The sequence below is a fragment of the Streptomyces sp. NPDC086787 genome (genome assembly GCF_044745865.1).
GTDB lineage: Bacteria > Actinomycetota > Actinomycetes > Streptomycetales > Streptomycetaceae > Streptomyces.
The window spans coordinates 91,785-109,986 of the sequence record NZ_JBIVBC010000001.1 but is presented as its reverse complement, the minus strand read 5'-3'; the positions used below and the strand labels follow the sequence as shown (position 1 = coordinate 109,986).

Annotated in this window: 17 protein-coding genes and 1 pseudogene; 9 read left to right on the top strand and 9 right to left on the bottom strand. The window is 71.1% G+C overall.

Annotated elements, in window-relative coordinates:
* Nucleotides 1-90 precede the first annotated feature (90 nt).
* Complete coding sequence (locus ACIPK3_RS00435) at nt 91-2,442, bottom strand: immune inhibitor A domain-containing protein (protein WP_402565235.1); 2,352 nt, start codon at nt 2,440-2,442, stop codon at nt 91-93.
* 402 nt (nt 2,443-2,844) lie between these two features.
* Between ACIPK3_RS00435 and ACIPK3_RS00430 the strand changes: the two genes are divergently transcribed.
* Entirely contained in the window at nt 2,845-3,084 is a 240-nt protein-coding gene (locus ACIPK3_RS00430) for a hypothetical protein (protein ID WP_402565233.1), read from the top strand.
* On the opposite strand, the gene ACIPK3_RS00425 is transcribed toward ACIPK3_RS00430, so the two are convergent.
* Together ACIPK3_RS00425 and ACIPK3_RS00420 are read right to left on the bottom strand one after the other, a co-directional pair.
* Nucleotides 3,071-3,790 (bottom strand): RDD family protein, encoded by a 720-nt coding sequence (locus ACIPK3_RS00425; protein WP_402565232.1) that lies wholly within the window; start codon nt 3,788-3,790, stop codon nt 3,071-3,073. The genes ACIPK3_RS00430 and ACIPK3_RS00425 overlap by 14 nt on opposite strands.
* A 71-nt stretch (nt 3,791-3,861) precedes the next feature.
* On the bottom strand, nt 3,862-4,605 hold the full coding sequence (locus ACIPK3_RS00420; RefSeq protein WP_402566821.1) for an RDD family protein: 744 nt from the start codon (nt 4,603-4,605) through the stop codon (nt 3,862-3,864).
* A 490-nt stretch (nt 4,606-5,095) separates the two neighbouring features.
* Between ACIPK3_RS00420 and ACIPK3_RS00415 the strand changes: the two genes are divergently transcribed.
* Complete coding sequence (locus ACIPK3_RS00415; protein WP_402566871.1) at nt 5,096-5,458, top strand: hypothetical protein; 363 nt, start codon at nt 5,096-5,098, stop codon at nt 5,456-5,458.
* Here ACIPK3_RS00415 and ACIPK3_RS00410 read toward each other — a convergent pair.
* Nucleotides 5,416-5,508 (bottom strand): annotated as a pseudogene (locus ACIPK3_RS00410) (DUF2510 domain-containing protein); the annotation flags it as partial. The gene ACIPK3_RS00415 and the pseudogene ACIPK3_RS00410 overlap by 43 nt on opposite strands.
* A gap of 279 nt (nt 5,509-5,787) precedes the next feature.
* Between ACIPK3_RS00410 and ACIPK3_RS00405 the strand changes: the two are divergent.
* Nucleotides 5,788-6,201, top strand: a complete 414-nt coding sequence (locus ACIPK3_RS00405) for an SsgA family sporulation/cell division regulator (protein ID WP_402565230.1) — start codon at nt 5,788-5,790, stop codon at nt 6,199-6,201.
* Between the two features lie 3 nt (nt 6,202-6,204).
* Here ACIPK3_RS00405 and ACIPK3_RS00400 read toward each other — a convergent pair whose 3' ends face one another.
* On the bottom strand, nt 6,205-7,611 hold the full coding sequence (locus tag ACIPK3_RS00400) for an FAD-binding oxidoreductase (RefSeq protein WP_402565228.1): 1,407 nt from the start codon (nt 7,609-7,611) through the stop codon (nt 6,205-6,207).
* A 92-nt stretch (nt 7,612-7,703) separates the two neighbouring features.
* Between ACIPK3_RS00400 and ACIPK3_RS00395 the strand changes: the two genes are divergently transcribed.
* Complete coding sequence (locus ACIPK3_RS00395) at nt 7,704-9,218, top strand: tetratricopeptide repeat protein (RefSeq protein ID WP_402565226.1); 1,515 nt, start codon at nt 7,704-7,706, stop codon at nt 9,216-9,218.
* Nucleotides 9,219-9,278: 60 nt separating this feature from the next.
* Here ACIPK3_RS00395 and hppD read toward each other — a convergent pair whose 3' ends face one another.
* Nucleotides 9,279-10,424, bottom strand: a complete 1,146-nt coding sequence (hppD, locus tag ACIPK3_RS00390; protein WP_402565224.1) for a 4-hydroxyphenylpyruvate dioxygenase — start codon at nt 10,422-10,424, stop codon at nt 9,279-9,281.
* Nucleotides 10,425-10,548: 124 nt separating this feature from the next.
* On the opposite strand from hppD, the gene ACIPK3_RS00385 reads away from it, so the two are divergent.
* From ACIPK3_RS00385 to ACIPK3_RS00365, 5 genes are read left to right on the top strand one after another with little or no spacing between them, the layout of a single operon-like run.
* Nucleotides 10,549-11,028 carry an Lrp/AsnC family transcriptional regulator gene (locus tag ACIPK3_RS00385; protein WP_402565223.1) on the top strand — a complete coding sequence of 160 codons (480 nt, stop codon included), beginning with the start codon at nt 10,549-10,551 and terminating at the stop codon, nt 11,026-11,028.
* 20 nt (nt 11,029-11,048) lie between these two features.
* Nucleotides 11,049-11,699 (top strand): ABC transporter permease, encoded by a 651-nt coding sequence (locus ACIPK3_RS00380; RefSeq protein WP_402565221.1) that lies wholly within the window; start codon nt 11,049-11,051, stop codon nt 11,697-11,699.
* Nucleotides 11,692-12,828, top strand: a complete 1,137-nt coding sequence (locus ACIPK3_RS00375; protein ID WP_402565219.1) for an ATP-binding cassette domain-containing protein — start codon at nt 11,692-11,694, stop codon at nt 12,826-12,828. The genes ACIPK3_RS00380 and ACIPK3_RS00375 overlap by 8 nt, the downstream gene beginning before the upstream one ends.
* On the top strand, nt 12,825-13,622 hold the full coding sequence (locus tag ACIPK3_RS00370) for an ABC transporter permease (RefSeq protein WP_402565217.1): 798 nt from the start codon (nt 12,825-12,827) through the stop codon (nt 13,620-13,622). The genes ACIPK3_RS00375 and ACIPK3_RS00370 overlap by 4 nt, the downstream gene beginning before the upstream one ends.
* Entirely contained in the window at nt 13,619-14,581 is a 963-nt protein-coding gene (locus ACIPK3_RS00365) for a glycine betaine ABC transporter substrate-binding protein (protein ID WP_402565215.1), read from the top strand. Before ACIPK3_RS00370 ends, ACIPK3_RS00365 begins: the two co-directional genes overlap by 4 nt.
* A 19-nt stretch (nt 14,582-14,600) precedes the next feature.
* On the opposite strand, the gene ACIPK3_RS00360 is transcribed toward ACIPK3_RS00365, so the two are convergent.
* The 3 genes from ACIPK3_RS00360 to ACIPK3_RS00350 form a co-directional block, all read right to left on the bottom strand.
* A complete protein-coding gene (locus tag ACIPK3_RS00360) occupies nt 14,601-15,392 on the bottom strand; it encodes a S16 family serine protease (RefSeq protein ID WP_402565213.1) in 792 nt (263 codons plus the stop codon).
* 24 nt (nt 15,393-15,416) lie between these two features.
* Nucleotides 15,417-16,058, bottom strand: coding sequence for an IclR family transcriptional regulator (locus tag ACIPK3_RS00355; RefSeq protein WP_402565211.1), 642 nt, complete (start codon nt 16,056-16,058; stop codon nt 15,417-15,419).
* A 308-nt stretch (nt 16,059-16,366) separates the two neighbouring features.
* Nucleotides 16,367-18,166, bottom strand: coding sequence for a DEAD/DEAH box helicase (locus ACIPK3_RS00350; RefSeq protein WP_402565210.1), 1,800 nt, complete (start codon nt 18,164-18,166; stop codon nt 16,367-16,369).
* Nucleotides 18,167-18,202: the final 36 nt, after the last annotated feature.

Genomic DNA, 18,202 nt, shown 5'->3' with positions numbered 1-18,202 from the left:
TAAGAGAACCACAGGACGCACCTAAACACGATCGGCGGCGACCCGCCAAGGGGCCGCCGCCGATACGCTTCTGACCTGCGGAAATGCTATTTACTTGACCGCTGGACCAACCTGGATGTTGATCGTGGAGCCGTTCTTGGCCTCCTTGACGATCTTGATCTTGGTGTTGGTGTCAGTGATCTTGACGCCGCCGGTCGGGTTCGACTCGTCGTAGTAGGTGCTCGTGTGGTCGTTGAAGACCGAGACACCCTTCGACGACTTGATCTTGGTCGCGGCGTCCGCGTTGTGCAGCGTCATGCCGTCCGTGCAGTACAGGCTGAACGGCGAGTCGTAGGCCTGGATGCGGTTGCGCATCAGCGTGCCGTCGGACCACTTCATCGCCGTCGGGTGCGAGTCCACCGGCAGGACCAGGCCGACACCCGGGTGCTGGCTGGTGTTGTTGTCCGCCTGGGAGGTGTCCCACTTCCAGATCAGCAGGCCGTTCTGGTACGGGTAGTGCTCCACCCAGCTCGGACGGGTCTTCGAGAAGCCGAAGTTGTACGGGCCGACCGCGAGGGTCTTGTCGTACGACACGTACTGGCGGTTCTCCGCGATGTAGTACTGCGCGTAGTCCTTGGTGAAGGACGCGCCGATGCGGGAGAAGCCGGTCGCCGTCCAGGCGGCGTCCGCGGACTCGGCGTTGTCGGAGAACACGGTCGCGCCGTCGGCGGTCAGCGTGATCTCGTCGGCCGCGAAGCCCTTCTGGGCCACGCCACCGTCGGTCGCGTAGCGGAAGCGGACGTCGATCTTCTTGCCCGCGTAGGCGTCCAGCGAGTACGACAGCTTCTTGTAGGCGTCGACCGTACCGGTCAGCGCCGGGGCGCCGCTGGCGTCGCGCGGGATGGCCTGGCCGTCCACCGTGCCGTCGATCGCGGTCCAGTTGGCGCCGCCGTCGGTCGACACCTCGGTGTAGAGGTAGTCGTAGTTGGCCTCGATGTCGTACCAGCCGTCCAGGGACAGCGCGGCCGAGGACTTGCCGGTGAGGTCGATGGACCGGGTCAGGGTGTTCTTGAGGTTGTCACCGCTGCCGCTCCACCACTGGTTCGCACCCTGGGCCGGGGCCACGATGGTCGTGGTGACCGCCTTGTCCGGCAGGTTGACCACGAGGGCCTGCTTGTCCCAGGTGTTGTACTCGGCGACACCCAGCTTGTGCGTGGACTGCTTGCCGGCCTTGGCCGTGTCGTAGTTCAGCCAGCCCAGCTGGAGCTTGTCCCAGGCGCTGAAGTCGCCCGGCAGGTCACCGATGTTGTCCTTGCCCCGGCCGAGCCAGGAACCGGACGACATCAGCGTCCAGAAGCCGGTGGAGTTGTCGCCGCCGGCCGTGTCGTAGTGGTCCGGCAGACCGAGGTCGTGGCCGTACTCGTGGGCGAAGACACCGAGGCCGCCGTTCTCCGGCTGGATGGTGTAGTCGCCGACCCAGATGCCGGTGCTGCCGATCTGCGCGCCGCCCAGCTTGTTGCCCGTGGGGCCGGTGGCGCCGGCGTCGGTGCCGAAGGCGTACCAGCGGTGGGCCCAGATCGCGTCCTTGCCCTGGGCGCCGCCGCCCGCGGACTCGTCCTCACCGGCGTGGACGATCTGGAAGTGGTCGATGTAGCCGTCGGGCTCGTTGAAGTTGCCGTCGCCGTCGAAGTCGTAGCGGTCCCACTGGTCGAACTTCGCGACGTCCGCCTTGACCTGCGCGTCGGTGCGGCCGGCCTTCTTCTGCCCGGCGACCCAGGAGTTCAGACCGTCGCTGACGACGTTCCACACGCTCGGGCAGTTGGTGGAGCCACAGGCGTTGTTGCCGTAGCGGGCCTCGTTGTACGGGACCTTGACCCAGTCGGCGACCTCGCCGTCGACCGAGTAACGGCCGGAGGACTCCTTCTCGTAGAACTTCTTCATCGACTCGACGTTCTTGCCGGTGCCGAAGTAGAGGTCCTGGAAGTGCTTCTGGTTGTAGTCCTTCTGCCAGGCCGTGCTGTTGTCCTTCTTGCGGTCCGGCGCGGCGATCTTGTTGTGCAGCGGACCCGCGGTGCCGCCGAACTTCGGATCGGTCTGGTCGCCGAACTCGACGAGGATCGTGAAGATCTTGTCCGTCTTCTCGCGGCCGAGCTCGACATACTTGCCGGCGCCCTTGCGGCTCTTGAGCTGGACGACCTTCGAACCGTCACGGTCCTTGACCTGGGCCGCGCCGGATATGACCTGGTCCAGGGCCTCCTGACGCTGAGCGTCCTGGGTCTTGCTGAGCGGACCGTCCAGGTCGTGGTCGGTCTGCTTCACCGGCGCCGGGTCATGCCGGTTGGCGGCGGCGGAGTGGGGGGCCGTACCGGCCTCTGCCACGGCGAAGGTAGAGAACGTGGCGGTGGCCGCCGCGAGCGCCACACCTATCGCGGCTGCTCTGAACGTCCAGGGTCTGCTGGTCACTTGCTTCCTCCCCAGCGTCCGGGCACACGGAAGGGGGGTCCCTGGTCATGGAAGTCCGTGCGCGCCTGGTCAACGCGTGTAGTCAAGTGACGACATTTGACTAGAGGTTTAGAAGAAAAGACAGACCTTGACTTGAGCAGGTCAACTGCACTATGCGGAAGTGACGTCCGCTTTACGAACGTGCTCGCATACGACTTGACAGGCGCGTGAACCGTCCACCTGCCGGACACCGTGCGTCCGTGCGCCCCTCGTGCACCTGTACCGTGGGTTAGGTCACGCTTACCGGTCGTCCCGTTCGGGCATGCACGCGGAGAGAGTCCGATGGTGGAACGCCCGGAAGTCGGCGGAAAGCCAGGCCGGTTACCCGTCTCGCACCCAACATCATCCGAGGACACGATTGCCATGCCTCGTCCGACTGCCGCACAGCTCGCCTACGGTTCGTGCACCGTGATCTTCTCGACGCTCGCCATGCTGCTGCTGTCTCAGACGAGTTCGGGCGTCGGGATCGCGGTGATCGCGCTCGCCGCACTCGCCCTGGGGCTGCTGGTCGCCATGACCGTGCCCCTGCCCCGTAACCGCACGGCCGGCGAACCGGCCGCCACTGTGGCGGCCGAGGAGCGGGTGCCCGTCACCCGGTACTGACCACCACCGTCTTGGCCGCCTTGTCGTGCAGGCCCTGCTTGTACGGCCGGTCGAAGTAGCTCCAGCCGCCGGCGATCGCGGTCCAGATGCAGGCGCAGCAGAAGGCGAACGGGATCCACAGGACCAGCGCGCGGACCAGGGAGGTCTGGCCGCTGGGCGTGGAGCCGTCGTGGAGGTTGGCGACCCGCATGTGCAGCCACCTCATGGCGAGGGTCTGCCCCGAGCGGGCGATCAGCACGGCGTCGTAGGCGACGTAGCAGACCGCCGCGATGAGCGACTGCACGAACGACTTGCCGGCCTCGAACCTGTCACCGCTGATCTCGTACTCGCGCACCCCGAAGGCCAGGGTGAGCAGATAGACGACGATGCCCACCAGGATCATGTCGATGATGCGGGCGAGCGTGCGCTTGCCGCTGTCGGCGAGCGGGGGCATACCCGCGAGCGGGTCGGTGGAGTAGTCGCCGCCGCCACCGCCGTAGGGCGGCATACCGCCACCGTGCGGTCCGCCGCCGTAGGGGCCGCCGCCACCGTGCGGCCCACCGCCGTAGGGGCCACCACCACCCTGCGGTCCGCCGCCGTACGGCCCGCCGCCGCCGGGCGGGGCGTCGTACGGCGAGCCCGAACCCGACCCCGACGGGGGCGGCTTCCTGAACGGGTCGTCGTCCGGTGGCTGCTGTCCGGAGCCGGGGGGCGGTTCGGTGCTCATGGCCCGAGTCGATCGCGAGCGGACCGGGTTCGCATCCGGCGGGCGGCCGTCCGGGCGACGGGCCCCGTGGTTCAGCCCGCGACGAAGGTGTGCGCCGCCTTGTCGTGCCAGCACTGACGCCACGGCCGGTCGAACAGGCACCAGAGGACGCCGAGGACGCCGATGCCCAGCAGGCCGGGAAGGACGTAGACCAGCCAGCGGCGCAGCGCCGCCCCGAACTCCGGGGGCTCGTGGGCCTCGATGTCCCGGACCTCCAGACCGCACAGCCGCTTGCCCAGGGTGCGGCCCCACTTGGCGGTGGGCAGCACCTCGTACAGGATCCCGGCGACGAGCAGCACGCCCAGGACGATGCCGAGGTAGGCCCCCGTCGTCCCGTCGAGCAGCCAGACGGTGACCGTGCGGCCGGACTGCTCGGCCGCGTCGACCTTCTGCTGGATGTGGTCGGCCGCCCTGACGCCGAGCGGTACGGCGGCCGCGGCCGTCAGCGCGCCGACGACCAGGGTGTCGAACAGCCGCGCCGCGAGCCGCCTGCCCAGTCCGGCGGGGCGCGCCGCCGACTGCCGCCGGGCCGCCGCCAGGAACGGGTCCTCCACCGGCGGCTTCCACGGCGCCACGGGCTGTTCACCGCCCGCGCCCGCGAGTTGGTGCACCTGCTGCGCCCAGGAGGACTGGCCACCACCGGTTCCGCTCGCCATGGGCGCGCCGGAGCCCTGCTGCTGGGGCAGGGAGGGCGCGGCGGCAACGGGCGGCTGGGCGCCCCCGGCGGACGGCTGCGCGACGGCCCCGGCCGACTGCGCCGACGCCGCTTGGCTCATCCCCGGGCGCCCGGACACTGCCTGGCCAATCCCCGCATGCCCCGGGCCTGCTTGGCCCAGCCCTGCTTGACCCGTGCCTGCGTGACCCGTGCCTGCGTGGCCCGCGCCTGCTTGACCCAGCCCCGCTTGGCCCGACCCCGCGTGCCCCGGCCCTGCTTGGCCAAGCCCTGCCTGACCCATGTCTGCTTGGCCCGTTCCTGCCTGACCCATGCCTGCCTGACCCGGCCCGGCTTGGCCCAGCCCCGCTTGGCCCGACCCGGCGTGACCCATACCCGCCTGACCCGACCCGGCGTGACCCATGCCTGCCTGACCCGACCCCGCGTGACCCAGCCCCGCCTGACCCGGCCCCGTCTGCGCCTGACCCGGTCCCGTCTGTGCCGCGGCGGCGCGCGCTGCCGCGGCTTTTCCGGCGCCGAAGCCGGGGCGGCCGGAGCCGCTCTCGGCGGGTCCGGCGCCGCCGGTGCCCGGAGCCGAGGTGGGCCTGCGGAGCGTGAACGTGCCCTCCGGCGGCCCGTCGGACCGGTCCGCCGGGCCGTCGGCAGGTGCGGGCGCGCTGTCCTGCCACACCGGGGTGTCCGCGGGCATCCCCGGGTCGGCGCCCCAGGTGACCCGGCGGTCCTGCTCGCCGCCGAACCCGGACTGCTGGGCCGGGTCGGCTCCCCACGCGGGCGTGGGCTGCGGGTCCTCGTCGAAGAAGTGCGGGCCGGTCTCCTCCACGGCGGGCGGCGCCGGGAGCACGCCGCGTGGCGCGATGAGCGGTTCGCCGTCCCGCGGCGCCGGCCGGCTGGTGCCGGGCACCCAGGCCGCGCCGTTCCAGTACCGGACATATCCAGGAATGGACGGGTCCGGGTAATACCCTTCGCGGGGCCTGTCGTCGCCGGGGCCCGGAGTTGGGGCGCTCATGTCCGTCGTCCCGTATCTGCTCGGGGGTCGTATGGAGCCTCCACGCCTAGACACGGAAACTCCTGTATGGAGGCTCCACATCTATCAGACGCGCGCAGCGCCCACCGCGAGTCCCGCCGGACCCACCCCCATCCGGGCAACACCGGGCGCCCGCTTCACGGGTTCGGAGGAAAATTATCCGGTACCCGCGTAATGGCCGTGCCCGCTCTTCCTCTCCCGTGGTACGGGGCGGACACAAGGCCCCGGGCACCGCCCGCGACCCTAGAGAGGAACGCCGCCATGCACTGCACCGTGGTGGAACGCGAACTGGAGGTCAGGCTCGTCCTGTCGCCCGAGCACAGCGTCCCGGTCCCGGCCCGGCTCGGCTACCGCACCGCCGACCCGTACGCCGTACAGGTCACCTTTCACGTCAACTCCGCGCAACCGGTGAACTGGACGTTCGCGCGCGAGCTCCTGGTGGAGGGGGTGTTCCGGGAGTGCGGTCAGGGGGACGTCCGGGTGTGGCCGGCGAGGGTGGCGGGCCGGGGCGTCATAGTGATGGCGCTCAGCTCCCCGGACGGCGAGGCCCTGCTGGAGGCGCCCTCCGCTCAGGTGTCCGCGTGGCTGGAACGGACGCTGCGCGTGGTGCCGCCGGGCACGGAGGGCGAGCGGCTGGGGATGGACGACGCCCTCGACCAGCTGCTCGCCCCGTAGACGTCAGAACACCTTGCCCGGGTTGAGGATGCCCAGCGGGTCGAAGACCTGTTTCACCGCCCGCTGCATCTCCAGCCCGACCGGGCCGATCTCCCGGGCCAGCCACTCCTTCTTCAGCACGCCCACGCCGTGCTCGCCGGTGATGGTGCCGCCGAGTTCCAGCCCGAGCGCCATGATCTCGTCGAAGGACTCGCGCGCCCGACGGGACTCGTCGGCGTCCTGGGCGTCGAAGCAGACGGTGGGATGGGTGTTGCCGTCCCCGGCGTGGGCGCAGAGGCCGATCGTCAGGCCGTACTTCGCGGCGATCCGCTCGACTCCTTCGAGCATCTCGCCGAGTCTGGACCGGGGCACGCACACGTCGTCGATCATCGTCGTGCCCTTGACCGCCTCGAGCGCGGTGAGGGACAGCCGGCGTGCCTGGAGCAGGAGTTCGGACTCGGCGGCGTCCTCGGCGGGGACCACCTGGGTGGCTCCGGCGGCCTCGCACAGCGCGCCGACGGCGGCCAGGTCGGGGGCCGGGTCCGGGGTGTCGAAGGCGGCCAGGAGCAGGGCCTCGGTGGTCTCCGGCAGGCCCATGTTCGCGAAGGCGTTGACCGCCTTGACGGTCGTGCGGTCCATGAGTTCCAGCAGGGACGGCACATGGCCGCCGGTCATGATCCGGCACACCGCGTCGCAGGCGTCGGCCGCGGAGGCGAACTCGGCGGCCAGTACCAGCTGGCGGGGCGGCTTGGGCCGTAGCGCGAGGACGGCTCGTACGACGATGCCGAGCGAGCCCTCGGAGCCGACGAAGAGCCGGGTCAGGTCGTATCCGGCCACGCCCTTCGCGGTGCGGCGGCCGGTGGACATCAGGCGGCCGTCGGCCAGGACGACGTCGAGGCCGAGGACGTACTCGGCCGTCACGCCGTACTTGACGCAGCACAGCCCGCCGGAGGCGGTGCCGATGTTGCCGCCGATGGTGCACGTCTCCCAGCTGGAGGGGTCCGGCGGGTAGTAGAGGCCGTGTTCCTCGACCGCGCGGGAGAGGGCGGCGTTGACGACGCCCGGTTCGACCACGGCGACACGGTCGACGGGGTTGATCTCCAGGATGTGGTTCATCCGGGTGAGGGACAGTACGACGCAGCCCTCGGAGGCGTTGGCGCCGCCGGACAGGCCGGTGCGGGCGCCCTGCGGAACGACGGGGACGCGCAGTTCGGTGGCGACGCGCATGACGTGCTGGACTTCCGCGACGGTGCGCGGCAGGACCACGGCGGCGGGGATTCCCGCCGGGCAGAAGCTCGCCATGTCGTTGGCGTAGGCCGCCGTCACGTCGGGGTCGAGGAGGACCGCGTCGGCCGGCAGGCCCGCGCGGAGCCGGTCGCCGAGGTCGCCGTGGACGGGGTCGGGTGCGGCTTGGATACGGCTCATGATCACAGCGTCGCACCCGGGGCCATCGGTGTGAACCCCGTCCGGCACGCGCCGGAGGCTCACCAGTATGACCGTCATATTGACGCACAGTGAGCGACATGGAGAACGCACAGTCCGGCCCTGGTACGCCCCCGGTCCCGGAGCAGCCGCCGCGCCGTCGGCGGCTGTGGCGCGCGCTGGCCATCTCCCTCGTGGCGGGAGTGGTGGCCGGGGCCGCGGTCGGCGGGGCACTGACACTGCTGCCGTCGGTCGAGCACCACCTCAAGCCACCCGCGCGCGGCGCCGGGCCGCAGGCACTGACCGAGGTCAGGGCCGGGGTACCGGCCGCGCTGCCCGCGCTCACGGCGCTGATCGGGGACCGGGAACGGTATCTGCGGGCTCATCCGCAGGACGCGCGGGCGTGGGCGGTACTGGGCACGGCCTATGTGGAACAGGGCCGCAGGAGCGCCGACGCCGCCGTGTACCCGAAGGCCGAAGAGGCACTGCGCACCTCGCTGCGCCGGGTGGAGGAGAAGACGAGCGCCGGGAGCGCGCCGGAAACGGTCGCCACGGCGAACGCGGCGGCCCTGGACGGGCTGGCCGCGCTGGCCTCGGCGCGCCGTGACTTCGCCGAGGCCAAGCGGTGGGCGGAGCAGGCGGTACAGGCGGAGCCGCAGCGTTGGAGCGCATACCCGCAGCTGATCGACGCGTACAACGGGCTCGGCGACTACAAGGCGGCCCGCAGCACCCTGGAGAAACTGACGGCGCTGAAGGCGCAGGGCGCCGCCCGGCCTGCCGTGATGGCGCAGGCGGCCGCCGTCTACCGGGACCGGGGCTGGCGCGAGGACGCGGCGGCGCAGCTGGCGGACGCCGCGGCGGCCGCGCGCACGCCCGCCGAGCAGGCGCTCTACCTGGAGCGCACGGGTCAGCTGTCCTGGGAGCGCGGGGACCGGGAGGACGCGTTGCGTCACTACGAAGAGGCTCTGCTCCTGGATCCCGGGCAGCCGGCGGCGCTGGCCGGGAAGGGGAGGGCGCTGGCCGCGCTGGGCCGCACCGACGAGGCCCTGACCGCCTATCAGGACGCGCTGGCCGCGCAGCCGAGCCCGCAGTACATGCTGGAGCTGGGCGAGTTGCACGAGGCGCTGGGACAGCGGTCGGAGGCGCGCACGCAGTACGACCTGCTGCGGGTGCGGGTGGCCCAGGACACGGCGGGCGGGGTGGACGACGAGCTGGTGCTCGGCCAGTTCGAGGCGGACCACGGGGACGCCCGGGACGCCGTGGCCCGGCTGACGGCGGAGTGGGAGCGGCAGCCGGGGATCGAGGTGGCCGACGCGCTGGGCTGGGCGCTGCACCGGGCGGGCGACAACGAGGGGGCGCTGAAGTACGCGAAGACCGCCACCGACAAGGAGCACGGGGGCGGGGTGCGCAGCGCGCTGTACATGTACCACCTGGGCGTGATCGAGCAGGCGCTGGACGACACCGGGCCCGCCCGGCGTCATCTGGAGGAGGCCCTGCGGATCAACCCGTACTTCTCACCGACGCGGGTGACCCAGGCGCGGGAGGCGCTGCGGACGCTGGGGGCACCGGCCGACGCGGACACGCCAGCGGACATCGAGCTCGCGAAGGTGCGGTGAGCCGAGGCCGGTGAACGGAGGAGCCGGTGAGCCGACGGGACGCCGGCTCACCGGGTGGCCTCAGAGGTTGCCGCGCTTGTCCTGCTCCCGCTCGATCGCCTCGAACAGGGCCTTGAAGTTGCCCTTGCCGAAGCCCATCGAGCCGTGCCGCTCGATGATCTCGAAGAAGACGGTCGGCCGGTCCTGGACCGGCTTGGTGAAGATCTGCAGCAGATAGCCGTCCTCGTCACGGTCGGCGAGGATCTTCAGCTCCCGCAGGGTGTCGATCGGGACACGGGTGTCGCCGACCCACTCGCCGAGCGTGTCGTAGTACGAGTCCGGGGTGTTCAGGAACTCGACGCCGGCCGCGCGCATGGCACGCACCGTGGCGACGATGTCGTTGCTGTTGAGCGCGATGTGCTGGACGCCCGCGCCGCCGTAGAACTCCAGGTACTCGTCGATCTGGGACTTCTTCTTGGCGACGGCGGGCTCGTTGATCGGGAACTTGACCTTCAGGGTCCCGTCGGCCACCACCTTCGACATCAGTGCGCTGTACTCGGTCGCGATGTCGTCGCCCACGAACTCCTTCATGTTCGTGAAGCCCATGACCTTGTTGTAGAAGCCGACCCACTCGTTCATCCGGCCGAGTTCGACGTTGCCGACGCAGTGGTCGATGGCCTGGAAGGTGCGCTGGGCGGGCGGCTCCACGATCGGGGCGGCCGCGGCGTAGCCGGGCAGGTAGGGGCCGTCGTAGCCGGAGCGGTCGACCAGGGTGTGGCGGGTCTCGCCGTAGGTGGCGATGGCGGCGAGGACGACCGTGCCGTGCTCGTCCTTCAGCTCGTACGGCTCGGCCACCGAAGTGGCGCCCTGCTCGATCGCGTAGGCGTAGGCACGGCGGGCGTCCGGGACCTCGATGGCCAGGTCGATGACGCCGTCGCCGTGCTCGGCCACGTGCCGGTCGAGGAACTGGCCCCAGGGGGTGGCGGCCTTGACGACCGAGGTGAACACGAACCGGGCGGAGCCGTTCTCCAGGACATAGCTCGCGGTCTCACGGCTGCCGGTCTCCGGACCCGAGTAGGCGACCAGCTTCATACCGAAGGCGGTGGAGTAGAAGTGCGCCGCCTGCTTGGCGTTGCCCACGGCGAAGACGACCGCGTCCATTCCCTTGACCGGGAAGGGGTCGGCCTGCCGCGCGGTGTCGGGGGTGTGGTGTGTGGTCTGCGTCATGGCGGAAGCCTGGCCCCGCTCCACAAGGTGCGCAATAGTTTGCGTGTCCGCTGGGCAATCTGCTCACCGATATGGCCGTACCGGCGGACTTTCTGTACAGGATGACCACCTTGGGAGGCACGGCATGGCGATCGACCGGCTGGACGGACGGATCATCGTGCTGCTGGCCCGGGAGCCGCGTGTCGGCGTGCTGGAGATGTCCCGGCGGCTCGGCGTGGCGCGGGGCACGGTGCAGGCGCGGCTCGACCGGCTTCAGTCGAACGGAGTCATCCGCGGGTTCGGCCCCCAGGTGGATCCGGCGGCGCTCGGCTACCCGGTCACCGCGTTCGCCACGCTCCAGATCCGGCAGGGCCAAGGAACCGACGTGCGGGCGCACTTGGCGACCGTGCCGGAGGTGCTGGAGCTGCTCACCACCACCGGCAGCGGGGACATGCTGTGCCGTCTGGTGGCCCGCTCGAACGCGGATCTCCAGCGGGTGATCGACCGGGTCGTCGGTTTTGATGGGATCGTCCGGGCCTCCACGGCGATCGTCATGGAGAACCCCGTCCCGCTGCGGATCATCCCGCTGGTGGAACAGGCGGCGGAGGATCCGGAAGGAACCTGACCGACCAGGGGTGAGTGCGCGTGGGCTTCTGGGAGTACGTGGGCGAACGCCATCAGCAGCTGCTCACGGACGCCTGGCAGCACGCCAGTGTCGTCTTCCAGTGCATGGTCGTGGCTAGCCTGCTCGGGGTGCTGACCGGGATCGTCACCTACCGCCGCGGCTGGGCGGGCGACCTCGCCACCACGGTCACCGCCACCCTGCTCACCGTGCCGTCGCTGGCCCTGCTCGGTCTGCTGATCCCGGCCGTGGGTCTCGGCGTGCCGCCGACGGTGATCGCGCTGACGCTGTACGGGCTGCTGCCGGTCGTACGGAACGCGGTGGTGGGGCTGCGCGGGGTCGATCCGGACCTGGTGGACGCGGCGCGCGGCATCGGTATGTCCCGGTCGGCGCTGCTGCTGCGGGTGGAGCTGCCGCTCGCCTGGCCGCCGATCCTGACCGGCATCCGGATCTCCACCCAGATGCTGATGGGGATCGCGGCCGTGGCCGCCTTCGCCTCCGGGCCCGGCCTCGGCAACGAGATCTTCCGCGGGATCGCCTCGCTGGGAAGCCACAACGCGCTCAACCAGGTGCTCGCGGGCACGCTCGGGATCATCGTCCTGGCCCTGCTGTTCGACGCCGCGTACGTGCTGCTCGGGCGGCTGACGATCTCCAGCGGGATCCGTGGTGGCTGACGGCGGGGACGGGCACGACAGGGCCGGGCACGGCGCCTCGATCGAGCTGGAGAACCTGAGCAAGCGCTACCCCGGCAGCGCGGAGGCCGCCGTGGACGGCGTGAACATGAGCATCCGGGCCGGCGAGACGGTGGTCCTTGTCGGTCCCTCCGGGTGCGGCAAGTCGACCACACTGAAGATGATCAACCGGCTGATCGAGCCGACCGGCGGGCGCATCCGGATCGACGGCGAGGACGTCACGGGCATCAACCCGGTACGGCTGCGCCGCGAGGTGGGGTACGCGATCCAGTCCTCGGGGCTGTTCCCGCACATGACCGTCGCCCAGAACATCGGCCTCGTACCGAGGATGCTCGGCTGGTCCAGGGCGCGGACCGGGGAACGAGTGGAGGAGATGCTCCACCTGGTCGGTCTGGACCCCGGCGAGTTCCGCGGCCGCTATCCGCGCCGGCTCTCCGGCGGCCAGCAGCAGCGGGTGGGCGTGGCGCGGGCGCTGGCGGCGGATCCGCCGGTGCTGCTGATGGACGAGCCCTTCGGCGCGGTGGATCCGATCACCCGGGAACGGCTCCAGGACGAGTTGCTGCGGCTCCAGAGGGAACTGCGCAAGACGATCGTCTTCGTCACCCATGACTTCGACGAGGCGGTGAAACTCGGCGACCGGATCGCGGTACTGCGCGAGCGCTCGCACATCGCCCAGTTCGACACCCCGGAGGCGATCCTCACCGGCCCGGCCGACGGCTTCGTGTCCGGGTTCGTCGGGGCGGGCGCCGCGCTGAAGCGGCTGAACCTGACCCAGGTGCGGGACATCCGGCTCGGCGCGTGTCCCACGGTCGCCGAGGACGCTCCACGACACGAGATCCTGGACCGGCTGCGGGACAGCGGCGCGCGCGAGGTCCTGCTCCTCGACGCACACCGCCGTCCCGTCGGCTGGCTGCGCGAGGGGGACCTTGCCCGGTCGCCGGTGCGCCGCACGGTGCGCGCGGACGCGACGCTGCGGGACGCGCTGGAGGCGGTGCTGGCGGACCGTGCGGGGCGGGTCCCGGTGACCGGGCCCGACGGGGCGTACGCGGGGGTCGTGGACGTGGGGACCCTGATGGACTCCGCGCACGCACTGCTGGCGGACCGGACATGACCGCGGCCGGGCCGGCGGTGAACCAGGCGGCGAGGAGTACGGCTCCCGCGCCACCGCGCCGGCTGACCTGGCGGCGGCTGACCGTACTGCCCGCCGTCCTCGCGCTGGTCCTGCTGCTGACCTGGCTGTGGCTGCGCCACGCCGACCTGGACGAGGTCTCCCGCAACGCGCTGTCCGGCGGCCAGGTGTCCAAGGCGCTGCGGCAGCATGTCGAACTCACCGTGTTCTCCGCCTTCTTCGTGGTGGTCATCGCGATCCCGCTGGGCGTTCTGCTGACCCGCGCGCCGTTGCGCAGGACGACCGGCGCGGTCATGGCGGTCGCCAACGCGGGCCAGGCGACCCCGGCCATCGGCCTGCTCGCCCTGCTGGTGATCTGGCTCGGCACCGGTATGCGGGCGGCGCTGATCGGCATCACCGCGTACGCCGTACTTCCGGTGCTGTCCAACACCGTGGCGGGCCTGCGGGCGAACGACCCGACCCTGCTTGAGGCGGCCCGCGGCATCGGCATGTCACCGGCGGGCGTACTGGCCCGCGTGGAACTCCCCCTGGCCGTGCCGCTCATCCTGGCGGGCGTCCGCACGGCTCTGGTCCTGTGCGTCGGCACGGCGACGCTGGCCGCGTTCGGCGGGGGCGGCGGTCTGGGCGTCCTGATCACGGCGGGCATCACCAACCAGCGCATGCCGGTGCTGATCCTGGGTTCCGTCCTCACCGTGGTCCTGGCCCTCCTGATCGACTGGCTGGCCTCCCTGGCGGAACTGCTGCTGCGGCCCCGGGGGCTGGAGGCGGGCCCATGACCGCCGCGCCCCGGGCCGTCGTCGCGGCGGCGCTGGTCCTGGTCGCGGCCGGATGCGGGCTGCGCAGCGGGTCCCCGATGGCCGACGACGTCAAGCCCGGATCGATCGGTCGGGGGGAACCACTCAAGGGCGCTCATCTGACCGTGACGTCCAAGGCGGACACGGAGAGTCTCATCCTCGGCGCGATGATGGGCATCGTCTTCCAGGCGGCCGGAGCCGACGTGATCGACCGGACCGGCATCCAGGGGTCCATCGGGTCACGGGAGGCGGTCAGGAGCGGGGAGGCGGACGCCATGTACGAGTACACGGGCACCGCCTGGATCACCTACCTGGGCCACAGCACCCCGATCCCCGACCCGCACCGGCAGTGGCAGGCCGTGCGGGACGCCGATCTGCGGAACGGGCTGACCTGGCTGCCGCCGTCACGGCTGAACAACACCTACGCCCTGGCCATGAACCGGGCCAATCTCAGGAAGTACGGCACCCGAACCCTGTCGCAGGTGGCCGCGCTCAGCAAGTCCGACCCCGGGGCGGTGACGCTGTGCGTGGAGGGCGAGTTCGCCAACCGGGCCGACGGGCTGCGCGGGATGGAGAAGGCGTACGGGATGAGGATCCCCGCCGCGCATGTCACCCAGATGGACACCGGGATCGTCTACACCGAGACGGCCAAGGGCAGTTGCACCTACGGCGAGGTGTACACCACCGACGGGCGGATCACGTCCATGGACCTGACGGTGATGGCGGACGACCGTAAGTTCTTCCCCGACTACAATGCCGCCCCCGAGATCAACTCCAGGACCTTCAAGAAGTGGCCGGCCATCGCCTCCGTACTCGACCCCGTCACGGCGAAGCTCGACAACTCCGTGGCACAGACCCTCAACGCGAAGGTGGATGTCGACGGGGAGGACCCGCACCAGGTGGCGCTGGACTGGATGCGGCAGCAGGGCTTCGTGAAGTAGGGCCGCGGCAGGTGACCGCCTAGCAGCTCGGGACGGTTCCCTTGCCCGTCTGCAGGGCCGCCAGGGAGTCCACCGCCCCCTTCAGGGTGGTCACGGGGATCAGCCGCAGCCCCTTGGGGAGCTCCGACTTCGCCTCGCCGCACTCGGCCTTCGGCACCAGGAAGACGGTGGCGCCGTCCCGCCGCGCGGCCTGCGTCTTCAGGCCCACTCCCCCGACCGCGCCGACCGTTCCGACGCCGTCGATGGTCCCCGTGCCGGCGATCGTGCGGCCGCCGGTGAGGTCGCCGCCGCGGCCGTCGCCGTCGAGCTTGTCGACGATGCCGAGGGAGAACAGCAGTCCGGCGCTCGGCCCGCCGACGTCGGCCAGCCTCAGGGTGACCTTGACGTCCTTGTCGCTCAGGCCCAGGTACTTCAGCGCCGCCTCGGCCGCCGCGTCCTGGGACTGCTCCATCTGCTCGGTGTTGTGCCGCTCGATCTCCTTGAGGTCGTCGCCGCTCGGGTACACCGCGTCGCGCGGCATCACCGCGCGGTCCGAGCGGAACCAGTTGCCGATCACGTCGCCGAGCGACACCTGCGCGTCCGGTCCGGTCGCCTCGATGGTCGTCATCCGCAGCTGGCCGCTGGTCGGGCGGGTCGGCGCCCCGGCCACCGTGATCACCTCGGTGCCCCGGTTCTTCCCGAGCACGTTGGCCGTCATCCCGGGCTGCGCCACCGAGAACGGCAGCGGCACGAGGACCGCCGTGGCGATCAGGGCCACGACGGGCAGGGCACAGACGGCGATGGCCCGGGGGCGCGAGAGACGAGAGAGCACAAGGCAAATCTAACGTGGCGGAAACTACCGCAACGCGTCGGCGACCTCCCGTGCCGCGTCCACCACCCGGGGTCCCACGCGCTCCGGTACCGCGTCCGTCAGCATCACCACGCCCACGCTGCCCTCCACTCCGGTGACCCCGAGCAGCGGGGCCGCCGCTCCGCTGGTGCCGGTCTCCAGTTCGCCGTGGGTGAGGGTGTACCCGGGTTCCGCCGACGGGGACTGCCGGGCCGCGAGGATCGCCCGGCCCGCGGCTCCCCGGTCCAGCGGATGGCGCAGTCCCGCCCGGTACGCCACGTGGTAGTCCGTCCACGTGGGCTCGACCACCGCCACGGCCAGCGCCTCCGTGCCGTCCACGAGGGTGAGATGGGCCGTCGCGCCTATGTCCTCGGCCAGCGACCTGAGTGCGGGCAGCGCCGCCTCCCGTACCAGCGGGTGCACCTGCCGGCCCAGCCGCAGCACCCCGAGCCCGACCCGGGCCCGCCCGCCCAGATCACGCCGCACGAGCGCGTGCTGTTCGAGCGTGGCGAGCAGCCGGTACACGACGGTCCGGTTCACGCCCAGCTTGCCGGCGAGCTCGGTGACGGTCAGCCCGTGGTCCGTGTCGGCCAGCAGTTTGAGGACGCGCAGTCCCCGGTCGAGCGTCTGAGAGGTCTCCGCGGTCACGACGCCCACACTCCTTCGGTGGCGAGGTCGGCGCCCCCTTGGCAGCGGTCGCGTCACCGAGTCCCGTCGGCGACGCGCCTTTCAGAGGCCGCCGGTCGGCATGACGGCCCGGCGGCTCCGGACCCAACGCTTCACGGCTGCGCTCCGCGGCGGCGCTGCCACGGGGCGTGTGCGTAACCGGACAGTAGCGGCGTGGGTTCGCTCAGCGGAAGTCTTCGTCCAGAATCCGGGCAGCACCGGTCCCGGCCTGGCATCATTCGTCCGGATACGCGCGCCCGGGGAATGTGCACGGGAAGTTCAGGCCCGCGTCACTTCATGCGGGTGGCCCATTCCCGTACCTTGTCGATCCGCTGCCGCAGCTGCCCGGCCGTCGCCTCGGCGCTCGGCGGGCCGCCGCACACCCGTCGCAGTTCGGTGTGGATCACACCGTGCGGTTTGCCGCTCTGGTGGACGTAGGCACTCACCAGGGTGTTGAGCTGCTTGCGCAGCTCCATCATCTCCTTGTGGGAGACCACCGGCCGCCGCTCGGCGGGCAGTTCCAGCAGGTCGGCCTCGGTGTCCGGTTTCTTGCGGCTGTGCGCGATCTGCCTGGCCTGACGCTTCTGGAGCAGCAGCTGCACCTGGTCGGGTTCGAGGAGACCCGGGATGCCGAGGTAGTCCTGCTCCTCCTCGCTGCCGGGGTGGGCCTGCATGCCGAACTCGGCGCCGTCGTAGAGCACCCGGTCGAAGACCGCGTCGGACTCCAGCGCCTCGAAGGGCAGCGTGTCCTGCTCGCCGGTGTCCTCGTCCTGCTCCTTGTTCGCCTCCTCCATCTCCTTCTCGGACTCGGCGTACGGGTCCTCCTCGCCCTCCTTCTTCGGCTTGTCGAGGGCGTGGTCCCGTTCCACCTCCATCTCGTTGGCGAAGGTGAGCAGGTCGGGGACGGTGGGCAGGAACACGGAGGCGGTCTCGCCGCGCCGCCGGGAACGCACGAAACGGCCGACGGCCTGAGCGAAGAAGAGCGGGGTGGAGATCGTGGTGGCGTACACGCCGACGGCGAGCCGGGGCACGTCGACGCCTTCGGACACCATGCGGACCGCGACCATCCAGCGGTCGGTGCTGCTGCTGAACTCGTCGATCCGCTTCGAGGCGCCGACGTCGTCGGACAGCACCAGCGTGGCCCTGGTCCCGGTGATCTCCCGGATCAGCTTGGCGTAGGCGCGTGCCGACTCCTGGTCGGAGGCGATGACGAGCGCGCCCGCGTCCGGGATGGCCTTCCTGACCTCGGTGAGCCGCTGGTCGGCGGCGCGCAGCACGCTCGGCATCCACTCGCCGCGCGCGTCCAGCGCGGTGCGCCAGGCCTGGCTGACGGCGTCCTTCGTCATGGGCTCGCCGAGCCTGGCGGCGATCTCGTCGCCGGCCTTGGTGCGCCAGCGCATGTTGCCGCTGTAGGAGAGGAAGATGACCGGTCGCACGACACCGTCGGACAGGGCGGAGCCGTAGCCGTAGGTGTAGTCGGCGGAGGACCGGCGGATGCCGTCGGGTCCTTCCTCGTAGGTGACGAAGGGGATGGGGTTGGTGTCGGACCGGAACGGCGTACCGGTGAGCGTCAGCCGTCGGGTGGCCGGTTCGAAGGCCTCCAGGCAGGCCTCGCCCCAGGACTTGGAGTCACCCGCGTGATGGATCTCGTCCAGGATGACGAGGGTCTTGCGCTGCTCGACCCGGTTGCGGTGCAGCATCGGGCGCACGCCGACTCCGGCGTAGGTCACGGCGACACCGTGGTAGTCCTTGCCGAGCGGTCCGGCGCTGTACTCGGGGTCGAGCTTGATCCCTATCCGTGCGGCCGCGTCCGCCCACTGCTTCTTGAGGTGCTCCGTGGGCGCGACCACGGTCACCTGCTGCACGACGTGGTGGTGCAGCAGCCAGGAGGCGAGGGTGAGGGCGAAGGTCGTCTTGCCGGCGCCGGGGGTGGCGACCGCCAGGAAGTCGCGTGGCTGCTCCTGGACGTACTTCTCCATCGCCCCCTGCTGCCAGGCACGCAGCTTGCCCGCGGTGCCCCAGGGAGCGCGGCCGGGGAAGGCCGGGGAGAGGTGATGGGAGTGGGACGTGGAAGCGGCGGTGGTAGTCACGGTCTCCGTGGAGGGGTCGGGCTGCGTCGGGCTGCT